Genomic DNA, 20,992 nt, shown 5'->3' with positions numbered 1-20,992 from the left:
ATAGGTGGATAGAGAAGCCCACTACTTAGCTGGTTGGGCTATGGGCACGGTCTCCTCACGTATCCCATCCTTGGTTATAGTCATTAAATCAACTCCATCGCCCGAAACAGCATCCCTATAACTGGCCTCCCTAACCGCGTTTATCGCTATCATCCTGGCATCATTAACGCTTATCCCCTGCTTGTAACTGGTCTCTATAATGCCTATCGCGGTCCTGGCGCCGGTGCCGAGGGCTGCGAAATCATCCTCTATTAATGCGCCAGCGGCATCCAGCACTATTAGGTGGGGGCCAGACTCATCCACTCCGCCCACCATGACCTCCACCAGGAACGGCATGTACCTGCTCTGGAACAAGACTTGGCTAAGCAACTTAGCCACGGCCCTAGTCGATGCCGGCTTCTTCGCCTCCATTTCATGCATAGTTATGTTAGCCCTAATTAATTTGGAAATCACCTGCATATCAGCCAAGACGCCTGAAGACACCATGCCTACCTTATCAGTGACCTTGAACAGCTTCTTGCCGGACTTACTTAGCAGGTAGAAGCCATAAGCTATTCTCTTCTCGGACGCCAGCACAACGCCATCGCTGGCCTTCACGCCCACCGATGTGCCGGTTATTATCTCGTACTCGCTCATGCATATACCGTTTAAGTAAATGTATTTAAATTTAGGGCCTCAATTCATTTTACATGTCGATGAACATTCCATCAGCAAGGGAATTGCTGAATACATTCATGGATAGATACAAGACGGCCGAGGCTCGATACAAGAGGCGAGGCATGGAAGCAATGCGCAATCTAGAGGCCGTGAGGATAAAGAAATCATCCGACTACGTCTCAACCAGGCTTCGAGACATCGCGCTCTCAATGCCGTTCCTCAAGGATCTACACCCATTCTATAGGGAACTACTTCTCCTGGAGATCAGGGAGGAGGATTATAGGCACTCCCTCTCAAAGATATTCAATGCCTCCCGGGCAGTTAAGTCAATACGGAGGGAGAGCTTGATGATGATTAAGGCAGCGGCCAATAGGGGGGACATAATTAGGGCGAGGAGAGCATATCTGGCTAGGATGATGGATCTAATCAATGACTTATCGAGAGACATGGAGCTGCTTAGGCTAGTGGCTCCCCGCATTAAATCAATGCCAAGCATAAATGCATCGCTTCCAACTATAGTGGTGGCCGGAATGCCGAACACGGGCAAGAGCAGCCTAGTTAACTGCATANCCACGGCTAAGCCCGAGATAGCTGATTACCCGTTCACAACTAAGAAAATAATCGTGGGCCACATCAAGTTATTCGGCGACTCCGCGGTGCAGGTGCTGGATACGCCGGGCCTCCTGGATAGGCCCCTCAGCGAGAGGAATAACATTGAGCTCCAAGCAATATTAGCCATGAGACACTTGGCGCATGTCATAATAATGGTCATGGACCCCACTCCCCATAGCGGAAACACCATTGATAATCAATTAAACCTACTCAACGAGGTTAGGACGGCATTTAAGGTGCCCCTAGTTGTTGCAATAAATAAGGTTGATATCGCGACGGAGGCCGAGGTGAAGGTNATTGAGTCCACAATACATGAACCAACTTATAGAGNGGCGGCGGCAAAGTGCCTAGGCACCAAGGAGTTAAGGGATGATTTAATTGAAAAATACATATTGCCCAAGCTCATTCCTTCACAATGATGACTCGTAATTTCTCAATGCCTCTATTCGAAGTTAGGGATTGACAGTGTAATACATTCTTTTCCTGCCTTTCCCACGATTCTCCACCTTAATTAGCTCAATCATGCCTATCTCCTCCGTATTCTTAACGTGGGGCCCCCCATCCGCTTGTATATCTATGCCCGGTATCTCAACTATCCTCAACTTATCGCCGCTTCCCGGAGGCAACCTATTAGCTAGCTTAACTATGCCCGGTATCTTAATGGCCTCCTCACGAGGCAACCAATAAACCCTGACCTCCAGCCCCCTCTTCAATATGGCGTTGGCGGTATCTATGACTCCCTGAGCCTCCTCCTTATCCAGCTTATCCACCCCGAAATCATCCTTGGCGTACTCGGGCTCTATGGTTCCCCCCGTTATCAATGCATTATACTTGGTGTACATTATCGACGCGATTATATGGGAGGCGGTGTGGAGCCTCATTAAGCGGTACCTCCTCTCCCAATCCAGCTTAATTCGCACCTTATCTAGTGGAGATAACTTGGGCTCCCTATCCAGCACATGAATAACCACATCTTTTTCCTTATCGTGAATGGCATCGATTACCGAGTACTCCTCCCTCCCAATGATTTTCCCAGTGTCATGAACAACCCCGCCGCTGGTTGGGTGAATTATGGTGGAGTCAAGCACCAAGTTTCTACCATCCACAGCCACCACCCTAGCCTCCGTTTCCCTCAAGTAACTATCCTTCTGATATAGGTGAATAGTAGCCATGGAATTATTAATAATGAGGCTAAATAAATACTTAACTGGCCGCCTGTAGTAATACTATGGAGTAGTATTATTGAGGGATAAAATTCTCTGTATTATCCTTGTTGTGCTGCATAACTCGCAAGTCGCCTCCTCCCTGGCCCTAAGCACTCTAGCCCTTATTCCCCTCTTCTCTAATTCATGCATTACCTGGACCTCATCAAAGGGCTGATTGGGCCCCAGCAGAATGATGTCTGGAGCCTCCTCCTCCACGACCCTGAACATATCCCCCTCATACCCAACCCTGGACCTCTCCACATACTCTATTGAGCCAACCATGAATGCCCGCTGCTCCTCTGGAACAATGGGTCGCCTCCTCTTAATGCGCTCAACAGTGGAGTCCCTTGACACTACGGCTATGACTCTGCCTAATTCCCATGCCTGTTTTAGGTACAGGACATGACCTGGATGAAGCAAGTCAAACGTGCCCGCCACGAAAACCTTGGACTTAGCTAGTCCAGTGAGCTGATTGGGAAGCAGCCACTTCACATCTATTATCCCGAGCATCCTCAATGCATCTAATAATCCCTCCGCATAGGAGGCTGTTGAGATTGCCGTGGCATAATCGCCAACCTTAAAATAATGCTTGCTATCCTTCAAGTAAGCACGTGCGGCATCTATAACGTTGCGTGCTTCCTCATTGTTGATTGCCCCTAATTGATTTAGTGCTTGCTCGACATTTCTGATGTAAATTAAGGCACGTGACTCAATATCCCCAGCATTCATTTACGTTGGCTTAATATAATGAGGTTTTAAAGTTGCCCCTACTCCTTTATTACTTCAAGCGATATGAAGGTCTTCGTGTCCTCCACTCCCTCCATTGTGCTCAGCACTCGCAGCAAGTCATTCACATGCGCCTCCCTAGTTATTAGTATTAAGTCATACTCGCCTGAGACCCTATAGGCCTTCTCAACGGGTAACTCCTTGACCTTCTCATAGACTTGAGGCCTATATTTCGGCGTGGCCTTTATCATGACCACGGCCTCCGCCGTGCTTAGCTTAAGCACCTTTAGAGTCTTCTCAGTTATGTCGACGAATTCCCTTCCCGTCCGTATCAGCCCCAGGTCCTTCAACTTCTTTAAATGAACGCTGAGGGCTTGCCTGGTCATGCCTAGGTCCCTCGCTATTTCATCTTGATCCGCATACACCGTATATACCTTGAGGGGTTGAGCCCTCTTTAGTAGGTACTGGAGTATCTGGATCTGTCTCTCCGTTAACTCCCTCTCTATTTCGGCCGGGGTTAATTCATACGTTCTCTGCACTGCCATACTTATCTTGAAAAACTACATAACAAACCAGTATAAATACTTATTGTTTCTAGTGAAACACAGCCATAAATACTTACCATTATCTTTTAAGAGAGGCNCCATACTTATAATGAGGAGAGGATTTCTTGCTACACTTGATATAATTAATCAAGTCCTAATGAAGGCCTTAAAAAGGTTACGCAACTTAGACTAGGCCGCCGAGGATTCATGCGGGGAAACCATTCATTACGCACATCGCTCATCCACCATTGGAGGATAACTAGTTATGCGATGTGGAGGTATATGTTTTTACCACAAAATAACATAATATTTTAAAGGAGTTATTTGCTATAATATATTATGAATATATGGAGGCCTAGTAAAGATAACTTGACAGAAAGTAATGTGGCTAGATTCATGAACGAGAACGGACAAGGGAGCCTCGATGAATTCATCAAATCGACACACGAGAGGCCTGAGTGGTTCTGGGAAGCATTTACGAGAATAATTGGAGTACGGTGGAGCAGACCCTATACTAAGGTGCTTGACCTATCGCTGGGCAAGCCATGGGCCAAGTGGTTCATTAATGGCGGGTTAAATATAGCTGATCAGTTGCCGGAGGGATCCGATATCCTGGTCAAGTGGGGAAATGAAGCGGGCGACTCGATTCAATGGTCTTACTCATACGTGCTCTACAGGGCGAGGGCAGTGAGTAGTTGGCTGCATAGGAATGGATTGAGGCGAGGAGATAGAGTAGGCATCTATATGCCTATGATTCCGGAAATAGTGCCTGTATTCCTCGGAATAATAAGGGCCGGAGGAATAGTGGTGCCGCTCTTCAGCGGATTCGGTAGGGGAGCAATAAGAACTAGGTTGGAGGATGCCGAAGCTAAATTCGTCTTCGCCTCGGACTCCTCCATTAGGAAGGGGAAGCAAGTGGATATGATTGAGGAACTCAAGAATGGCATCCCCAGCACAGCTAAGGTCGTGATCCTGAATAGGTCTGGGAAGCAATTAGATAATTACGTGGATATGGGGGAAGTAATGAGGACCGGCGGGGATCATGTTGAGGAGACCGGGGCTGAGGATCCATTAATGATACTCTACACCTCCGGCACCACGGGGAAACCGAAGGGAACTGTTCATACGCATGATGGATTCCCCATAAAGGCGGCTGCCGATATATATTTCCAGTTCGACATGAAGAGGGGGGATACCTTGATGTGGGTCACCGACTTGGGCTGGATGATGGGGCCATGGATGATTTTCGGCGGTTACTTGCTTCATGGATCCATAGCCCTCTTCGAGGGCGTCCCGGATTACCCAAGCCCGAATAGGTTATGGGAATTCATTGAGGAGAACAACGTCAATATACTGGGCCTCTCAGCAACATTGATACGGCTACTTAGGGCTGAGGGATCCAAGCCGAGCGTGGGCCCCATTAAGGCATTCGGCAATACCGGGGAACCAATTGACTTGGAGAGCTGGGTATGGCTATATGAAGCTGGGCGAGGCGAGGCACCCATAATTAATTATAGTGGAGGCACCGAGGTTTCAGGCGGCATAGTTGGCTGCTACGTAGTGAAGCCGATAAAGCCATCCTCATTTAATGGAGCTAGTCCAGGCATTAACGTGGCTATCCTAGATTCAGAGGGGAGACAGGTGCCGCCCAATACCGAGGGGGAATTATCCATATTATCGGTGTGGCCCGGCATGACGAGGGGATTCTGGCGCGATCCTGAGAGGTACTTGGAGACCTATTGGAGAAAGATAGATGGAGTGTGGAGTCACGGCGATGGAGCGATGTATGATGAGGAGGGCTACATATACATAGTTGGGAGGATCGATGACACGATAAAGGTAGCGGGGAAGAGATTGGGACCAGCGGAGATCGAGACCATAATTAACTCCGATCCAGCCATCGTTGAATCGGCATGTATAGGAGTACCCGATGAGTTAAAGGGAGAGGCAGTGATGTGCTTCGCCGTTCCTCGCCAATGGAATGAATTAGATGAGTTGAGGAGGAAAATATTGAGGGAGGTGGGGGATGCCATGGGCAAGGCATTCACGCCCCGCGACGTGGTGTTCGTTAAGGCCCTCCCCAAGACGCGGAACGCGAAGATAATGCGAAGAATAATACGAGCGATTTACCTGGGCCAGAATCCGGGGGATGTATCTGCACTAGATAATCCTGAGGCGGTGGAGGAAATCAGGAACGCAGTTAAGCGGAGTATTAATGGCTAGGCCGGTTCTATATAATACAATTATGGATGCCCCACATGGCAATATTGCATTTTAACGATAATGCTTATAAAAAGTACTAAATAAACCCTAGTGATATGTCCAAATACAAGTACCTAGTAGCGACAGCCCTACTACTCATGGTGCTGGCTGTCGCTGTATCAATCAATACGGAGAAGGCTTCGCCGGCGTTTCCACCGGTTAGGCCGCCCCACGTTAAGTACCAGGTAACGCTTCCCCCAAGCTGGTATAATGGGGACCATGCTCCAGTGGGCGTGACCGATTATGGCGCTTACCAAAGCGGCTCCACCACCGTGGCATACTCGTATTCAAGTGATGAATTCATGGGCAACTTCACCATTTATAACGCGTACTTTGACTCCAATAGTTCAACTGCTCCCCATAGTTACTCGATTCAGTTAAACGTTGTGCTCAATTATACTTCTGGAGGCTCAAGCAGGTATCTCTGGGTACAGGACGTGGCAGTGATAAATACGGCCACAAATCAATTAAACATTGTTGATAATATTTGGAACCTAACCACCAGCAGCGCTAATTTGAATAGGAAACTGGTCAGCGGGAACGGGAAGGTATACACGTACCAGGGATACACTTACTACGCCTATCAGTACCCATCGACGATAACCTATAGTTATCCACTAGGCGTATCCCTATTCGTAACGGTTGGGTTAGTTAATGGATACCCAACCATTAATTTCTACTTCGTGTATGGCGGNAAAATAGTCAAGTACGATACAGTCACCATAAAGGTAAAGTCAACATCAGCGACATACACCGTGAACGGGTACAATTTATTGCCAAGCGGGTTATATGCCGATGCGGAGTTAGTTACCGGTGGCCCCGGAGGCGGCAGCAGCGCAATGCCGGTGACATATAATGCAACGTATACGCTCCAGTACCTATCCAGCGGGAAACTAGTCAGCGTGCCCCACGCCTTTGATTATGGCGCGAACACCGCGGAGAACGTCTATAAGACAAGCGACTCCGGCTTCAACTACGCCGCTAACCTAGGGGTCGGAACCGAGTACTTCCATGAACTATGGTAAGGATAAAAAATTAAGGATAAAAAAATAAAAAATCAATATTATTTTTTATTGACCTCGTTCCCCAAATCGGCATCTAAACTTTAAAGGATAAATTAATTGCCGTTTTCTATGCTGGAATACACTCAATTACGGAGGATCTATATTGGATCATTGGCTGGATGGGTCATGGATGCATTTGATCTAAGCATGATGTTTCTCCTGGTGCCGGCGATGGCGGATGCCTTCTTCCCGGCTAAGTATGGCTTGGCACTCGTGGGGACGTGGAGTATTTACACCACTACTTTCATTTTCAGACCCATTGGGGGAGTATTATTCGGTAGATTAGGCGATAAAATAGGCAGGAGGGCCACCATGATGATTACGTTAACGGGGCTTGGATTGGCCGTATTCATTACTGGCTTTCTCCCCACATACGCCGAGGTCGGCGCATTAGCACCGCTCTCGTTATTCATCCTGAGGGCGGTTACGGGCACATTTGCGGGCGGCGAGTATGGAAATAGCGCCGCAATACTTGTTGAGAACGTGGATAAGCAAGTGAGGGGATTCTGGGGCGCGTTGCTGCAGAGTGGTTACCCCATTGGTTACACATTAGCTGCATTGACTTACTTGGCGCTTCATTACGTAATAGTGGGTCCACGCTTCGCATTGATTGGGTGGAGAGTGATGTTTTGGATAGGCATAATACCGGCCATAATTGGCTTAATAATTAGGCTCTCAATGCCTGAATCAAGCCTTTGGGAACGCACCGTTAGGGAGAAGGGGGCCAGTAAGGCACCGTTTACAACAATACTTAGGACCAAGGAGTATGCAATTGGCGCATTAACGGGCATACTTGCCATGACGGGGATCGCATGGGTTTACGGCTTAACCCTTGGATTCTTCCCTACCATTTTATCGCTTCATGGATTCATGCAGTTCCCCTACTTCCTGTACGTGGTTATAATAGCCATATTGATCTCATTGCTTGGGTACGTGGTTGCCGGCTTCGCCAGCGATAGGATTGGGCGGAGACTGACCATGGTGATCTACTCTACCCTAGCCATAATTGCTGCCATACCTCTAACTCGCTTGTTGCTGGGGCACGCATATGGATTCTACGGCGCGGTAATTACTGCTAGCGTTATTGCATTCCTAACTACTGGGGTATATGGAGTAATACCGGCTTTCCTGGCGGAGAAGTTCCCGACAAGCATTAGGAGCACTGGGGTTGGTTTCTCATTTAATGGAGGCTTCATAGTTGGGAATTGGAGCACGGCCCTCCTATTGCTATTATCATCCATTCAAAGCAGCGATTTCTACGTGTATTGGGGCATCTTCATAATGATCGGCGAGGCATTAATACTTGCATCGGCCGCATTATCTAGGGAGACCAAGGGAATGGAAATCAATTGATCAATCACTGGTGCCCCGGCCTTCATGGCTAAATAAATTGTATATATTCTTGGTATTATCCGGATGCGGACGCATAGTTTATATAGCGGCTGCGACGAGGATTGCTGGTGGGGGTTAGTTGAATCCCTTGATTCACATAAAAATGGCGGCAATAAAAGAATCGAACCAATGCTCGAGCTCATACAGATCAATTCCTAGACGAACGCGATGAATCCCTCGCTCTGCCGCCGGGGCCGCAGGGGCTCTATTCATCTGGAGGACGGCACTTACCTGGAGGGATGCGGCTTCGGCGCCGAGGGAACTAGGGTGGGCGAAGTCGTCTTCACGACGGCCATGAATGGCTATGTGGAGGCCTTAACGGATCCATCCTATAAGGGACAAATACTCGTATTCACTCACCCACTTATTGGGAATTACGGCGTACCGGAGCCCAAGTGGATGGATGGCGTGCTTCTCAACATGGAGTCAGAGAGGATACAGGTAGAGGGCGTTATAGTGGCCGAGGAGACAGAGCCAAGCAAGTGGAACGCGGCGGCGTCTCTTCATCAATGGCTCTCCAGCCAGGGCGTGCCCGGCGTCTCAGGCGTGGATACTAGGATGCTGGTGCGGAAGCTGCGCATGGTTGGCTCCATGATGGGCACAATCTCATCGGGGAGGGATGGGGATCCAGACATGAGGTGGCGCTACGATGATGTGGACTTCACTGAGCAAACTTCTCCGCGGGGAGTAATAGTGCATGGGGGAGGCAGCGATGTGTTGGTTGTCGTGGATTGCGGCGTTAAGCATGGAATACTACGCGAATTACTGGCGAGGGGGTTTCAGGTAGTGAGGGTTCCATGTAAATCATCCCCGGAGGACGTGCTTAAGTTAAGGCCGAGGGGAATCATATTCAGCAATGGCCCCGGGAATCCCAACCTGCTCTCCGGCCTAGTGGAGACTTTTCGCGGCTTGGCTGAGGAGCATATCCCCATTCTCGGGATTTGCCTAGGCCATCAAGTCGCGGCGCTGGCCATGGGTGGACGCGTGAGGAAGATGAGGTTTGGGCATAGAGCCATTAATAAGCCAGTCATTGAGGAGGAAACAAAGTCATGCTTCGTTACAACGCATAATCATGGTTATGGGGTTTATCCCGAGGATGTTCCGCCTAATATGAGGATTTGGTTCCGTAACCCCGATGATGGCGTGGTGGAGGGATTAATGCATGAGGAGTTGCCCATAATGACCACGCAATTCCATCCAGAAGCCAGGGCGGGTCCCCGCGATGCCGCGTGGGTATTCGACTCATTCGCTAGGGTGGTCAGGAGTGGAGGGCATTAGGAGCGTCCTCGTGGTGGGGTCAGGCCCCATTAAGGTGGCTGAGGCGGCTGAATTCGATTATAGTGGGTCACAGGCGCTTAAGGCGTTTAGGGAGGAGGGATTGGAGACCATTCTCATTAATTCCAATGTCGCCACGGTGCAGACCAGTAAAGGATTCGCCGATAAGCTATACATGGTTCCCGTGACCCCTGAATTCGCGGAGAAAGTGATAGAGAGGGAGAGACCCGACGCCGTGGCAATTGGCTTCGGTGGGCAAACCGCGTTAACTGTTGGGGTTGAGTTGGAGAGGAGGGGGGTTCTGGGGAGGTATGGGATTAAGGTTCTTGGGACCCCAATTGAGGGCATCGAGAAGGCGCTAAGCCGTGAGAGGTTCAGGGAAACAATGATGAGGGTGGGGTTACCGGTTCCGCCCAGTGCATCGGCGAGAAGCGTTGAGGAGGCGATTGCTGCCGCCCGTGGGCTTGGGTACCCCGTCATGATGAGGGTCAGCTTTAATCTGGGCGGGAGGGGATCACTGGTTGCGTGGAGCGAGGAGGAGTTGAGGAGGGGCGTGGATCGCGCGTTTTCTCAGAGCCACATTCATGAAGTATTGATAGAGCGGTACCTTCACCACTGGAAGGAGCTTGAGTATGAAGTGGTGAGGGATTCCCATGGGAATTCCGTCGTCGTGGCTTGCCTAGAGAATCTGGATCCCATGGGGGTCCATACGGGCGAATCCGTGGTGATTGCTCCCTGTCAAACCCTGGATGATTATGAGTATCAAGAGATGAGGCGTAGATCAATGGCCGTGGCCGAGGCCATTGGATTAGTGGGGGAGAGCAATGTTCAGTTCGCGCTTGATCCGAGGAGCTATGATAATTACATTATAGAGACTAACCCGAGAATGTCTAGGTCAAGCGCGTTGGCCAGCAAGGCCACCGGGTATCCACTGGCTTATGTGGCGGCCAAGTTATCGCTGGGGGATGGATTGAGCGAGGTCATGAATAAGGTGACTGGATCCACATGCTCATGCTTTGAGCCCAGTCTTGATTATGTCGTGATTAAGATGCCTAGGTGGGACCTGGATAAGTTCGATGGCGTCGAGAACTCGCTGGGAAGCGAGATGAAGAGCATTGGAGAAGTGATGAGCATTGGGAGGAGCATTGAGGAGACAATGCAGAAGGCGATTAGGATGCTGGACATTGGGGAACCGGGGCTGGTGGGGGGCCCAGTATATGAGTCAAGCGAGTCGCTGAGGGAGGCGCTGGACGCCATTAGGTCGCGGAGGCCATACTGGTTCCTTCACGCCGCTAAGGCATTCAGGGAGGGAGGAACAATCGAGGAAGTGGCGGAGGCTTCTGGAATAGATACATTCTTCCTACGCAAGATAAAGGGGGTCGTGGATGCATATGAATCCATGAGGAGGAGAGGAATCGATGGCGAAGCATTGATGATGGCGAAGAGGCTTGGCTTCAGCGATGAGCAAATAGCGAGGGCCGTGGGGATTACGGAGGATGATGTGCGGAGATGAGGGGGCAAGCGGGTTTACGGCCGAGCGTGAAGCAGGTGGATACATTGGCCGGGGAGTGGCCGGCCACGACTAATTACCTGTATATGACGTATAATGGGGCCGCGGATGATGTGAAGTTGGTTGGCGGCGATGGCTTACTGATCCTTGGGGCCGGCGTTTTCAGGATTGGAGTTTCAGTGGAGTTTGATTGGGGAGTCGTGTCCCTCCTAAATGCTGCCCGCGGCTTCTTCAGTAAAGTAGCCGTGCTTAATTATAATCCGGAGACCGTGTCAACGGATTGGGATGTGTCCGGGCACCTCTTTTTCGATGAGGTAAGCATGGAGCGCGTGCTTGATGTGGTTGAGAAGGGGGGTTTCAGCGTTGTTTCAACCTTTGTTGGGGGGCAATTAGGCAATAATGTGGCCAAGCCATTGGAGGAGCGGGGAATCAAGCTTCTCGGCACGGTTGGGCATGGGGTTGACGCCGCCGAGAACCGCGAGAAGTTCTCCATGCTCCTGGATAAATTAGGATTGAGGCAGCCCCCATGGGTCTCAGCCTCATCCATTGACGAGTTGAGGAGGTTCGTGGACGGCGTTGGTTTCCCCGTCCTAGTGAGGCCGAGCTATGTGTTGAGTGGGTCATGGATGAGGATTATAAGTAATGAGGAGGAATTAATGGCGCTGATCAATAGGTTAAGGCCATCAACATCAAGGCCCATAGTGGTCACTAAATTCATGGAGAACGCCGCGGAGGCCGAGATAGATGCCGTAAGCGATGGGAAGGGAGTGCTTGGCGTGGTGCTGGAGCACATAGAGGAGGCCGGCATCCATAGCGGCGACGCCACGATGTCAATACCTAGGCGCAATCTTCCCGAGGCCGCCGTGAGGACCATGAAGGAGGGCGCAGTCATGCTGGCGCGGGAAATCAACGTGAGGGGGCCCTTTAATCTGCAATTCATGGTGAAGGATGGGGAACCATTCATAATCGAGCTTAACCTGAGGGCGAGCAGGTCAATGCCGTTCACCAGCAAGGCCGTGGGGATTAACTTGATTCATAAATCCATGGAGGCCATAATGAGGGGGCTGGACGTGATGGACTTCATGGAGCCGCCCAGCAAGTCATGGGCAGTCAAGTCACCTCAATTCTCCTGGACACAGCTCCGCGGCGCTTACCCAGTGCTTGGCCCCGAGATGAGGAGCACGGGGGAGGCGGCGAGCCTCGGCACTAGCTTCAGCGATGCATTGCTTAAGAGTTGGTTATCTGTGTCCCCCAATAGGTTGCCGAGGCTGGGAGAGGCGATTCTAGTTTATGGGAGCGGCACGGGGGAGGCGGGGGAATCATTGAGGAAGCAGGGATTTGATGTGGTCACATTAAGGGGCGCGGAGTCCCTGGACGCCGATGCATTAAGTGCCGAGGAAGCGACGGAACGCATACGGAGAGGGGGAGTGGGGCTTGTGATTACGCATGGGGATCTACGCAGCCTCGATTATAGGGTGAGGCGCGCGGCCGTTGATTTTAATGTGCCGCTAGTATTGAATGCGAAACTGGGGATGGAGTTGGTTAAGGCAATGGGAATAGAGGTGAGCGTGAAGGAGGTTGGGGAGTATGGGGCTGGGGTTCATGTTTAGAGGACGCTCATGGCCATCATTATGGCAGTGATTAGCAGTATGGCATCAGTGGTTAGGCAATACATGCAGTAGGCGCCGTGCTTCACCTGTAGGATTATTCCATATATGCCTATCCCCACTCCCATGATCGAAATAACTAAAGCCAACGCGGCGTAATTCATTATTATCAAGATGGCTAGGAGAGATAACGTGATTGATGCTCCAATGGAGAGAAGCAACCTAGTTCTCCGCGGCACTATGAAGTTAAATACTTCACAGTGAAAAACGCCGGGGAGACACGCGTTGATTCTCCTCATGGTTTGCCGCGCATAGTACGCCATGAGGACTGCGCCCGAGGCTGGAATTAAGGCCAGCAATGGATCCATAACGACTCGACTAATCATCGAATTTAATTCATGCTGGGCAATGCATTTTCTACATTTACAAACAAGCAATCCAGTCATAAGTAAATTATCCCGTCCTAACGAGTCTCGGATAAAATGAACGACAAGCTTCGCCCTTTGGGGGGATAAAGCCTAAGCCCTGGTGTTGGTGAGGTAGTTGGCTTCCCTTCAATCAGTGGGGAATGGGGAGCGAGGAGCCGACTCCACGAGACCAAGGGAAGGAGTAGTACTTGTAAAGTGGCGTAATCCACGAGACCTCGGGTAACCCTCGCCAAATGGCGGGGAGGAGGTCGGTGGAGGAATGGACCCAAATGCGTAGTGCCCATTGCTTTAATGGGCAGTGACCTAGGGGTGGGGCTCGCTTTGGTTGCGCGTATTGCTCCATGCATTAATTATTTCCTGGGGGCACTTCACTGCGCGTAATTCAGCATTGCTTAACTCAACGCAGGCAGCGGCTATGTAGCCGTGCGCTGCTTCCTTTCCACTTGTCTCATTAAATACCTTGAACCTATACCTAATGGCCCTCGTCCTAGCCTCCTCAAGCTCCAGCTCCACCCTAATGGAGTCGCCGCGGTGAATTGGGGACTCATACTTAATGAACGCCTCTATCCGCGGCATTGATTCATACGCATTCGGTAATCCCAGTGACCTGTAGAAATCCTCCTCGGCTCGCTCAACTATCCTCAAGTAATTGGCGAAGTGAACTATCCCAACCGCATCAGTATCCGATAAGTAAGCAACATACTTGGAAATGAACGGCATATGACTCATCAACCTTGCCCCCTAATAAATCTCACACTTAATGACACCATCACGGATCCATGCTTTCAATTAATTGGGGGTAAGCTTAAATCCATGCTTAAAGCAGGTAACGCAACCGCCTCGGAGACCCCGGAACCACCCGGGGACCCGTGATGGGGCGGGGTCCCATTTAAACCTTAACATCATAGAGCACAAGGCACTGACCTCCTCCCCGCCCTGAAGGGGCGAGGTTTGCCGTTCGTTTTATCAATGCTTATGCCCATGCACACTCTTGCCATGTTGGGTTTGCGTGCTTGTCGTGTTTGCAATATTGTTTTGAGTTAGTGCTTGTAGTGTTAATCCGTTATTTGTGATTATCTTGATTTCGTATTGGTTGTTAGGTAATGGGTTGCAGGTGAATTTTATTGTGATTATGTTGGCTTGTGAGTGCTCCGTTAAGCCATTATTGGGGGTCGCTGAACAAATCGTGTTTCCGTCTTGATCCATAATGATTGCTTGGGCAATGGATATATTTGCATCACCTATGTTCTCCAGGATAGCGGTGACCGTTGTGGTGGATTGATTGGTGTACATGGTGGCTCCGGTAATTATGGCTGCCGGCAATAAATTGATTGATTGAGCCCCGCTCTGCGCCTTGTATTGGTAATTCGAGAACCAGAGGTAGAGGAGTATGGCGGCGACTACAGTAATTAAAGTCAATATAATGGCTGCGACAAGCGGCCACACCCCCCTCCTGTACATGGTCGTGTTAGTGATTGGTGCTTAATATTTCTTTCTGTTCGCTGTTATGATTTGCGTTACCATTAAGTGGACACGCAAAATTAGAAGCACGCAACGAAATCACCCCCATGGAGGCCATTCACTATCCCCACAAGGATAAATTGGGGTTGCTTGGGAGTTCAATTACGTGTCACCTACTCTACATGATGTGATTGCTGGGATTACTTTGGGTATGTGTAAGAAGGAGTACTGTATACAGAGGTATTTGGCTAGCCAATTACGGGCGCAGCATCACGTCGTAATTAGTGGGGTGGAGGTGGATGTTGCCGGTGATGGGTGGGCGTGCGAGGTGAAGTTTAATGCTAAGTTTTATGATGGGATAGGGCAGGCGCTAGTGTATAAGAGGATTCTTGGGTTTAGGGAGGTTTGGCTCATACATGTAGTTAATTCGGATCCAAGTGATCACTTGAATCATCTTCCAAATCTATTAAGGGGACTCAATATTTCCGCAGCGGTGATTCATAGGGGCGGCGTTACCTTCATTGATGAATAGAGCCGCTCGCCGCAATTATTCTACCCATGATGGAGGAGCCATACTGTTACCTTCATTGATGAGCGGGATCTGGGTTCATGATGGGTCACATTTCCTCCACATCTATGTTGCACCTTATTTCCCTGCCGAATTCCCTTAGGGCGTGGGATATTGGATGGCATGCTGAGCCGTAGCTCTCCATTGGTAGTTTATACTTGGGGAATGACTCGTCGCTGTAGTCCTTAAAGTAGCTTAGGGCCGTCATTATTGTATCGATGGAGCCTCTCCCCGTCTTTACCATTTTCTCCAGAATTGATTTAAGCTCATTATCCGGCTTGGCCTTCTTAGTTACTTCCCCCTTTCTCGACAGCACCTTAATGCCGAGTTCCCCTATTGTTGATGCCTCCCTAACCAGTAGGTTGTGATTAAAATTAAATAGAATTGAGTATCGATGGGTCTTGCCCGGATCATAGAGCCGCATCTTGCTGTCTATTGATTGTATCATTCTATTCGTCCTCACTAAATCGGTTAATGTGGGCCTAGCAATCACTAGGCTCCTCTCTGAGCCATACACGGCAGCAAGGGTGTACCTCATATCGAAGAAGGGGGCAGTATCAATGATCACAGTATTGAAAGCCGAAATATTGGCGGCTCTAAGAAGCCCCCAAAGAGCCTCAGGTATGCCTACCCCCGTCGTCGAGAAGTTAGTGAATATATCCATCAAGTCCTCCCCCGGCGGGAGAATGTACGCATCATAGAGGAGCTCCGTTACCTCAACCTCGCTGAACCTAGCCTTCACTGCCTTAATTTGAGCAGCGTATTGAAACAAATCGACGCTCTTTCCCTGCTGGTAATCAATGAACATCCTGGATAATGTCTTGCCATCACTGCTGTACTGGTAATACGCGGAGTCCCCCATTAATCTAAGGGATAGGCCGGCCGTGGGATCCAGATCCATCATTAGAATGGGGCCATAATTATTCTCTGACAGGAAATGAGCGAGGAGAAGCGTGACGGTGGTTTTTCCAGCTCCACCCGCCGCCGAGATCACGGGTATGATGACTTCTCGAGCAGCATCCATTCAGTTATTACCAAGGCACGCCTTTTTAAACTATCGCAAAATAATATGGATGCGGAGCCCACGCCCCGCTTTGCCTGCGCTGTCGCGGGTCACCGAGCCCGCTCACCCGGCGCAGAATCAAGGCGTTAACCGCGGTTCCCATTTAAAGATATGCCCATGAGCGACGCGTATTGATTCTCCATTCCGGCCTCCGGCGAGCCTTGCCATTCCTTGCTTCTCAGAATGAGCCTCCTCCTTACCGAGTTCATTATGGACTATACTCCATGAAGGAACCTAGTCCCCGGCTGGGCGCTGGAGTATTATTATATTTAAACCGCTGAATTATCTTTGCCTCATGGTAACTTACTTGGGGAACGCCTTTAGTCTACAAATGCTGGAGGGGGACGCCGTCCTGGGCGTGAGGAGGATAAGCGTTGAGGAGGCGCGGCGAATGCTTGGGAATGGATTCACGCCGGTGATGGGGCATGAGAACACGGCTAGGGCCGCCAGCAGGGTTCTGGGCGTGGAGGCGAAGCTGAATAGGGTTAGCTTGAAGCTGAGGCGCGGCGATGTCCTAATAGTTTTTCAATTAATTACGAATAGGGCGCCCACTAGGGAACTCAGCGATGAGGAGGTAAACGAATTGATCGCTAATGGGCAATACACCATATACGCCGTGACTATTGAGCAATGATTTGGGCCCGGATACCCCAGACTGAAAACTAATATGGGAATCATAACGAGGACAATGCATGGGTGAGGATGATGAGGCGCGAAGCGAAGGGCAGGGGAACTCATTCTGGATTGAGGGGAAGCGAAGCGAGGGGTTTAATTGTGAGGCTGATTAGGGTATTCGAGGCTAATTCCGATTTCTTGGCTAGCCAGGGATGGGTGGTGAGCGATGCGCGCTCGTTTTCCTGGTGGGGCGGCTTGGAGTCGCCGGATGAAGTGGCCATTTCATCATTCTTGGTTCAATTAACCCGCTGGGAAACCGTGGCTGAAGTAATGAAGAGGCTCCGGGCCCAGGGCATTGCCTCCATTGAGGCCATTGCCAAATTAAGCGTGGAGGAGCTTGATCGCGCGATAATTAACGTGAATTTCCATAGAACTAAGGCACGTAGGTTAAAGGCCTTCGCTGAGGAGGCCATGAGGAGCGGGGGATTACTGGGCCTCGTGTCTCCAGCAAATGAGGCTCGACTACTGGGGATTGAGGGCATTGGGATTGAAACTGCTAAATCCATGTTATTATTCATAGCGAACGCCCCTGTTTTCCCACCATCCAAGTACTCCCAAGTAGTGCTTAGTAGATTGATTGGGCTTCAACTAGGCTTAAGGGATGTAGAGGAACTCGTTGAGGACGCGGTGAGCGGGGACGTGTATGCATTGAAGATGATTCACGCCGGCCTCGCCTCGGTGGGCAAGGCTTACTGCAGCAAGAGGAGCCCCAAGTGCGGGGAGTGCCCGCTTCGCGGCATCTGCTCCTTCCCTAAGCGCCGCAATGAGGAGCCGGGCCCAGGCATTGCTTAATTCCTTAATTGCCGAGCGATGCATAAAGGCGAGTGGGGATTAATTTTTATTAAGGGGTTTGTTCCGTCATTTCTATATTTATAATAATAATGCTGCTTAATCTCATTGCTTTTCGTGGGCAAGATTTAAAAACTCATGTTTTAGGTATGCACGTGAGCCAAAGGGATTCCCTTCCCAAGTACTTTCTAGAGGCGTATAGAGAGATATCCGGCTTCATAACTGCTGTGCTGGATAAGTTGAGGCCGGAGGAGGTTAATAGGTTCGTGGATGAATTAATCGACGTGTATAAGAGCGGCCATAAAGTGGTGGTGGTGGGCATGGGTAGATCCGGCCTCGTGGCGAGGGGATTCGCCATGAGGCTAATGCATTTAGGGTTTAAATCATATGTTCTAGGCGAGACAATAACCCCCAGCATAGGTGATGGGGACGTGGTCGTGGCTATTAGCGGCAGCGGAACCACTAGCCTAGTTATTGCGGCGGCGGAGGCCGCTAAGAAAATGAGGTCAACGATAATAGCCATAACGAGTTACTCGGATTCCCCCCTCGCCAAGACCGCTGATGCGGTGGTGATAGTGCCGGGGAGGACTAAGGTGGCCAGGATCGATGATTACTTCGCGAGGCAAATACTGGGACTCCATGAGCCCCTGGCGCCCCTCGGCACATTATTCGAGGATGCGGCAATGGTTTTCCTGGATTCAGTGGTCGCTGAGTTAATGAAGAGGCTAAATAAGACTGAGGAGGACTTGGAGAAGATGCATGCCAACGTCGAGGTACCATAACGCGATTATTATTTAATCCTCCTCCACGACATTTACGCCAATTCCCATTAATCTATGAAATATCCCGTTCAGGAACTTGACGTAGGCCCCCCTCGGTCCAATGAATGCGCCGAACTCGCCCCTCAGGGTTACCTGTAGGTCAGGGCCAGCGAAATCCACGTCAGCCACATGCTTGCTAACCCAACTCACGGGGTGTAGTGCCTTTATCCATTGCTTGAAGTCAAGCGTCATCTCGGCCGTCCTTATCCTCAAGCCTGTTTCCTTCTCTATCTCCTTTATCCTCTCCCCGCCCTTCCCAACCACTCTGCCGAGGTTCTCCTCCTTGACCATTATCAATGCATCCGGGGCCTCCGCCTTTATGCCTAGCTTCCGCTTCAAGTCATTAAAGGCAACAACGGTTATTATATCGGCATCCGGCGACACGGACTTCACAGCGTCCAGTACCTTGGATTCATCGCTGGATAATTCACGCTTCCTGAGACGCAGCTCCAGGACGAGCTTGAGGCCCCTCTTCGCGCCGGGCCTAACTATGTCCTTAATCCCCAAATCAACTACGGCGGTCCTCTCCTCATTGAGGAGTACCTCCCGCATCAATGTTGCGCCGTCCCTCTCGATCCCCATGGGTCTCTGAATGATTGAGTCCCCGGCTATTACTAGCCTAGAGTCGCGGCCGGTCCTAACCAATACCTCCGCAGCATTCTCGGGAGGAACATTCTGAGCATCATCTAGGAACACTATCGACTCATCGAATGTGCGTCCCCTTAAGTAATCTATATCCGTCACCATTATTTTCCCCCTCCGCATCAGGTCCTCAACCTTGCTTGGCTCCTCTATTCCGCCCATTATATCCATTATGTACCCCGAGGAAAGCTTATAGAAGAGTTCCCCCAATGATTCGGGCGCAACGGATCGCCCAGTCGTGACGTCTATTAATGGCCTTATCACGACCAGCCTCCTATACTTCTCTGACATCACGGCATCAAGGGCGTAGGACAACACGAGGAGGCTCTTCCCAGTCCCACTGGGGCCAAACACGCCAACTATCTCGTTCTCCTTATCCCCCAAGAGATTAATCAATCGCTCCTGGCCAATAGTTAATGGTTTCACCTTCATTCTCTTCCTAACCACATCCATTCATTAATGAGTTAAAAATGTTTCCCCGCAAGACATATCCAAATGAATGCTCAGCGAGAGGAAAGAGAACGTAGTGAAGGCAGTGAAAGAAACCTAATATCGGCTCCATATCCTGGACCCGTTAAAATTAAAAAGGCATGGGGGATAATTACTTCCCGAAGCCGGGTCGTCTAGTGGCCAAGGATGGTGGGCTTTGGACCCATCGACCCCGGTTCGAATCCGGGCCCGGCTACCAGAAAACCACGCTGGGCATCATTCCTTTCATTCCTTTTAATTCACCATGCATATAACCGTGAACGACCACGCATATCAACCATGTTCGACAAGGCCGTTAAATGCCGATGGGTCCTCCTTTTAACCCAGCTCTCCTGGCATGCCCGAATCGTTACCCGGTTAAAACAGTGCCCGTGACCCATAGGGGCGAAATTCGGGAGCGGGCACATGGTTCAACTGCCCATGGAGTCGAATAAGCTTTGAAGACGCTGACATGAGGATAGGGCAGCGTTGGGTATGGTTTGAGCGTTGGGTTCAAGAAGGCCGACGGCAACAACACTGACAACACCAGGCGTCAGTATCGGCTCACCAGGCCTCACCAAATCAACGAATGGCCTCCTCAATGCGAAAACCTTGACCAAAGCCTTGGCTGCGTTAGGGTCCTCATTAACCTTGAATGGGCCGTTTACGTGTAGTATTATGAATGTCTCAGCCTTACCCCTAGCCTCACTGATTAGTTTCTCAGCTGCCACGGTGGAGGTTTTCGCAATAATTGCAGCGGCATTGCTGGCTGATGTTGTGGGGGAGGAGGTGGGTATTAATGGGTGGTGATATAGCCATAACGATATACGCAATACCCTATGTGTTATTGGCAATTATGCTTAGGGCATTACATAATTTCTTCCTAATCGCCACCTTATCATTGGCAGTCTTCGCTATAATTCATGGTTTCATGTATGCAGCAGAAACAGCTTACTGGGCTGAGTTATTCCCAACGTATAGGTACACGGCAACGGGTACTGCGTATCACCTAACCGCTGTAGCCGGGGTCCCTCACCACTAATAATAACGGCATTAGTCGGCACACAATACATAGCAAGATGGTGGGGACAGGCGCTCGCAATAGCACTCTATGGGATAATGAATAATATGTTTCTTAATGCTTGAAGAGACTAAGGGTAAAGAGTTACCTGAATAAGTTTAGGGCAATTTAGGGTAATCCTTAAAAAGAATTGTTTTTTAT

20 protein-coding genes, 1 tRNA gene and 1 pseudogene are annotated in these 20,992 nt (G+C 50.1%); 12 read left to right on the top strand and 10 right to left on the bottom strand.

The window, feature by feature from the left end; genetic code table 11:
- Positions 1-21: 21 nt before the first annotated feature.
- Positions 22-636, bottom strand: a complete 615-nt coding sequence (locus AT710_04635; protein ID KUO92109.1) for a proteasome subunit beta — start codon at positions 634-636, stop codon at positions 22-24.
- Between the two features lie 53 nt (positions 637-689).
- On the opposite strand from AT710_04635, the gene AT710_04630 reads away from it, so the two are divergent.
- Positions 690-1,688: a GTP1/OBG family GTP-binding protein gene (locus AT710_04630; protein KUO92108.1), complete on the top strand. Its 999-nt coding sequence runs from the start codon at positions 690-692 to the stop codon at positions 1,686-1,688.
- A gap of 33 nt (positions 1,689-1,721) precedes the next feature.
- Here AT710_04630 and AT710_04625 read toward each other — a convergent pair whose 3' ends face one another.
- The 3 genes from AT710_04625 to AT710_04615 are packed head-to-tail and all read right to left on the bottom strand — an operon-like array spanning position 1,722 to position 3,745.
- Positions 1,722-2,441, bottom strand: coding sequence for an alanyl-tRNA editing protein AlaX (locus AT710_04625; GenBank protein KUO92107.1), 720 nt, complete (start codon positions 2,439-2,441; stop codon positions 1,722-1,724).
- 54 nt (positions 2,442-2,495) lie between these two features.
- Entirely contained in the window at positions 2,496-3,203 is a 708-nt protein-coding gene (locus AT710_04620; protein ID KUO92106.1) for a cytidyltransferase, read from the bottom strand.
- A gap of 38 nt (positions 3,204-3,241) precedes the next feature.
- A complete protein-coding gene (locus AT710_04615) occupies positions 3,242-3,745 on the bottom strand; it encodes an AsnC family transcriptional regulator (protein ID KUO92105.1) in 504 nt (167 codons plus the stop codon).
- A 339-nt stretch (positions 3,746-4,084) separates the two neighbouring features.
- Between AT710_04615 and AT710_04610 the strand changes: the two genes are divergently transcribed.
- The 5 genes and pseudogenes from AT710_04610 to AT710_04590 all read left to right on the top strand — a co-directional run bounded on the left by AT710_04610 (position 4,085) and on the right by AT710_04590 (position 12,858).
- Positions 4,085-5,968 (top strand): AMP-dependent synthetase, encoded by a 1,884-nt coding sequence (locus AT710_04610; protein KUO92104.1) that lies wholly within the window; start codon positions 4,085-4,087, stop codon positions 5,966-5,968.
- A 95-nt stretch (positions 5,969-6,063) separates the two neighbouring features.
- On the top strand, positions 6,064-7,032 hold the full coding sequence (locus AT710_04605) for a thermopsin (GenBank protein ID KUO92103.1): 969 nt from the start codon (positions 6,064-6,066) through the stop codon (positions 7,030-7,032).
- Between the two features lie 108 nt (positions 7,033-7,140).
- A complete protein-coding gene (locus AT710_04600) occupies positions 7,141-8,424 on the top strand; it encodes a transporter (protein ID KUO92102.1) in 1,284 nt (427 codons plus the stop codon).
- A 207-nt stretch (positions 8,425-8,631) separates the two neighbouring features.
- On the top strand, positions 8,632-9,741 hold the full coding sequence (locus tag AT710_04595) for a carbamoyl-phosphate synthase small subunit (protein ID KUO92101.1): 1,110 nt from the start codon (positions 8,632-8,634) through the stop codon (positions 9,739-9,741).
- Positions 9,686-12,858, top strand: a pseudogene (locus AT710_04590) (carbamoyl phosphate synthase large subunit). The gene AT710_04595 and the pseudogene AT710_04590 overlap by 56 nt, the downstream one beginning before the upstream one ends.
- On the opposite strand, the gene AT710_04585 reads toward AT710_04590, so the two are convergent.
- The 3 genes from AT710_04585 to AT710_04575 form a co-directional block, all read right to left on the bottom strand.
- Positions 12,855-13,223 carry a hypothetical protein gene (locus AT710_04585; protein KUO92100.1) on the bottom strand — a complete coding sequence of 123 codons (369 nt, stop codon included), beginning with the start codon at positions 13,221-13,223 and terminating at the stop codon, positions 12,855-12,857. The pseudogene AT710_04590 and the gene AT710_04585 overlap by 4 nt on opposite strands.
- 363 nt (positions 13,224-13,586) lie before the next feature.
- A complete protein-coding gene (locus tag AT710_04580) occupies positions 13,587-14,003 on the bottom strand; it encodes a thioesterase (protein ID KUO92099.1) in 417 nt (138 codons plus the stop codon).
- 246 nt (positions 14,004-14,249) lie between these two features.
- Positions 14,250-14,744: a hypothetical protein gene (locus AT710_04575; protein ID KUO92098.1), complete on the bottom strand. Its 495-nt coding sequence runs from the start codon at positions 14,742-14,744 to the stop codon at positions 14,250-14,252.
- A 187-nt stretch (positions 14,745-14,931) separates the two neighbouring features.
- On the opposite strand from AT710_04575, the gene AT710_04570 reads away from it, so the two are divergent.
- The gene (locus AT710_04570) at positions 14,932-15,276 is read left to right on the top strand and encodes a hypothetical protein (protein ID KUO92097.1); all 345 of its coding nucleotides are present in this window, start codon (positions 14,932-14,934) and stop codon (positions 15,274-15,276) included.
- Positions 15,277-15,361: 85 nt separating this feature from the next.
- Here the strand turns inward: AT710_04570 and AT710_04565 are convergent, their stop codons facing one another.
- Positions 15,362-16,336 (bottom strand): hypothetical protein, encoded by a 975-nt coding sequence (locus tag AT710_04565; protein ID KUO92096.1) that lies wholly within the window; start codon positions 16,334-16,336, stop codon positions 15,362-15,364.
- A gap of 334 nt (positions 16,337-16,670) precedes the next feature.
- Here AT710_04565 and AT710_04560 point away from each other — a divergent pair, with 334 nt between their 5' ends.
- The 3 genes from AT710_04560 to AT710_04550 all read left to right on the top strand — a co-directional run bounded on the left by AT710_04560 (position 16,671) and on the right by AT710_04550 (position 18,621).
- Complete coding sequence (locus tag AT710_04560) at positions 16,671-17,009, top strand: hypothetical protein (GenBank protein ID KUO92095.1); 339 nt, start codon at positions 16,671-16,673, stop codon at positions 17,007-17,009.
- 62 nt (positions 17,010-17,071) lie between these two features.
- Entirely contained in the window at positions 17,072-17,842 is a 771-nt protein-coding gene (locus AT710_04555; GenBank protein ID KUO92094.1) for a hypothetical protein, read from the top strand.
- A 146-nt stretch (positions 17,843-17,988) separates the two neighbouring features.
- Positions 17,989-18,621, top strand: a complete 633-nt coding sequence (locus tag AT710_04550; protein KUO92093.1) for a hypothetical protein — start codon at positions 17,989-17,991, stop codon at positions 18,619-18,621.
- Positions 18,622-18,633: 12 nt separating this feature from the next.
- On the opposite strand, the gene AT710_04545 is transcribed toward AT710_04550, so the two are convergent.
- The gene (locus AT710_04545) at positions 18,634-19,734 is read right to left on the bottom strand and encodes a phosphate starvation-inducible protein PhoH (protein KUO92110.1); all 1,101 of its coding nucleotides are present in this window, start codon (positions 19,732-19,734) and stop codon (positions 18,634-18,636) included.
- A 180-nt stretch (positions 19,735-19,914) separates the two neighbouring features.
- Here AT710_04545 and AT710_04540 point away from each other — a divergent pair.
- Positions 19,915-19,990, top strand: a tRNA-Gln gene (locus AT710_04540).
- A 211-nt stretch (positions 19,991-20,201) separates the two neighbouring features.
- Here AT710_04540 and AT710_04535 read toward each other — a convergent pair.
- Positions 20,202-20,501, bottom strand: a complete 300-nt coding sequence (locus AT710_04535) for a hypothetical protein (GenBank protein ID KUO92092.1) — start codon at positions 20,499-20,501, stop codon at positions 20,202-20,204.
- Between the two features lie 41 nt (positions 20,502-20,542).
- Between AT710_04535 and AT710_04530 the strand changes: the two genes are divergently transcribed.
- Positions 20,543-20,812, top strand: coding sequence for a hypothetical protein (locus AT710_04530; protein KUO92091.1), 270 nt, complete (start codon positions 20,543-20,545; stop codon positions 20,810-20,812).
- Positions 20,813-20,992: the final 180 nt, after the last annotated feature.

This window comes from Thermocladium sp. ECH_B (assembly GCA_001516585.1).
Classification (GTDB): domain Archaea; phylum Thermoproteota; class Thermoprotei; order Thermoproteales; family Thermocladiaceae; genus Thermocladium.
Note: the sequence above shows the minus strand (reverse complement) of the source record. Positions and strands in the feature narration are given on the sequence as shown.

Coding starts and splice junctions, on each gene's coding strand:
- AT710_04635 (KUO92109.1), bottom strand. CDS start 636: ATGAGCGAGTACGAGATAATAACCGGCACATCGGTGGGCGTGAAGGCC.
- AT710_04625 (KUO92107.1), bottom strand. CDS start 2,441: ATGGCTACTATTCACCTATATCAGAAGGATAGTTACTTGAGGGAAACG.
- AT710_04620 (KUO92106.1), bottom strand. CDS start 3,203: ATGAATGCTGGGGATATTGAGTCACGTGCCTTAATTTACATCAGAAAT.
- AT710_04615 (KUO92105.1), bottom strand. CDS start 3,745: ATGGCAGTGCAGAGAACGTATGAATTAACCCCGGCCGAAATAGAGAGG.
- AT710_04610 (KUO92104.1), top strand. CDS start 4,085: ATGAATATATGGAGGCCTAGTAAAGATAACTTGACAGAAAGTAATGTG.
- AT710_04600 (KUO92102.1), top strand. CDS start 7,141: ATGCTGGAATACACTCAATTACGGAGGATCTATATTGGATCATTGGCT.
- AT710_04595 (KUO92101.1), top strand. CDS start 8,632: ATGAATCCCTCGCTCTGCCGCCGGGGCCGCAGGGGCTCTATTCATCTG.
- AT710_04585 (KUO92100.1), bottom strand. CDS start 13,223: ATGGATCCATTGCTGGCCTTAATTCCAGCCTCGGGCGCAGTCCTCATG.
- AT710_04580 (KUO92099.1), bottom strand. CDS start 14,003: ATGCCGTTCATTTCCAAGTATGTTGCTTACTTATCGGATACTGATGCG.
- AT710_04575 (KUO92098.1), bottom strand. CDS start 14,744: ATGTACAGGAGGGGGGTGTGGCCGCTTGTCGCAGCCATTATATTGACT.
- AT710_04565 (KUO92096.1), bottom strand. CDS start 16,336: ATGGATGCTGCTCGAGAAGTCATCATACCCGTGATCTCGGCGGCGGGT.
- AT710_04560 (KUO92095.1), top strand. CDS start 16,671: ATGGTAACTTACTTGGGGAACGCCTTTAGTCTACAAATGCTGGAGGGG.
- AT710_04550 (KUO92093.1), top strand. CDS start 17,989: ATGCACGTGAGCCAAAGGGATTCCCTTCCCAAGTACTTTCTAGAGGCG.
- AT710_04545 (KUO92110.1), bottom strand. CDS start 19,734: ATGAAGGTGAAACCATTAACTATTGGCCAGGAGCGATTGATTAATCTC.
- AT710_04530 (KUO92091.1), top strand. CDS start 20,543: ATGTTGTGGGGGAGGAGGTGGGTATTAATGGGTGGTGATATAGCCATA.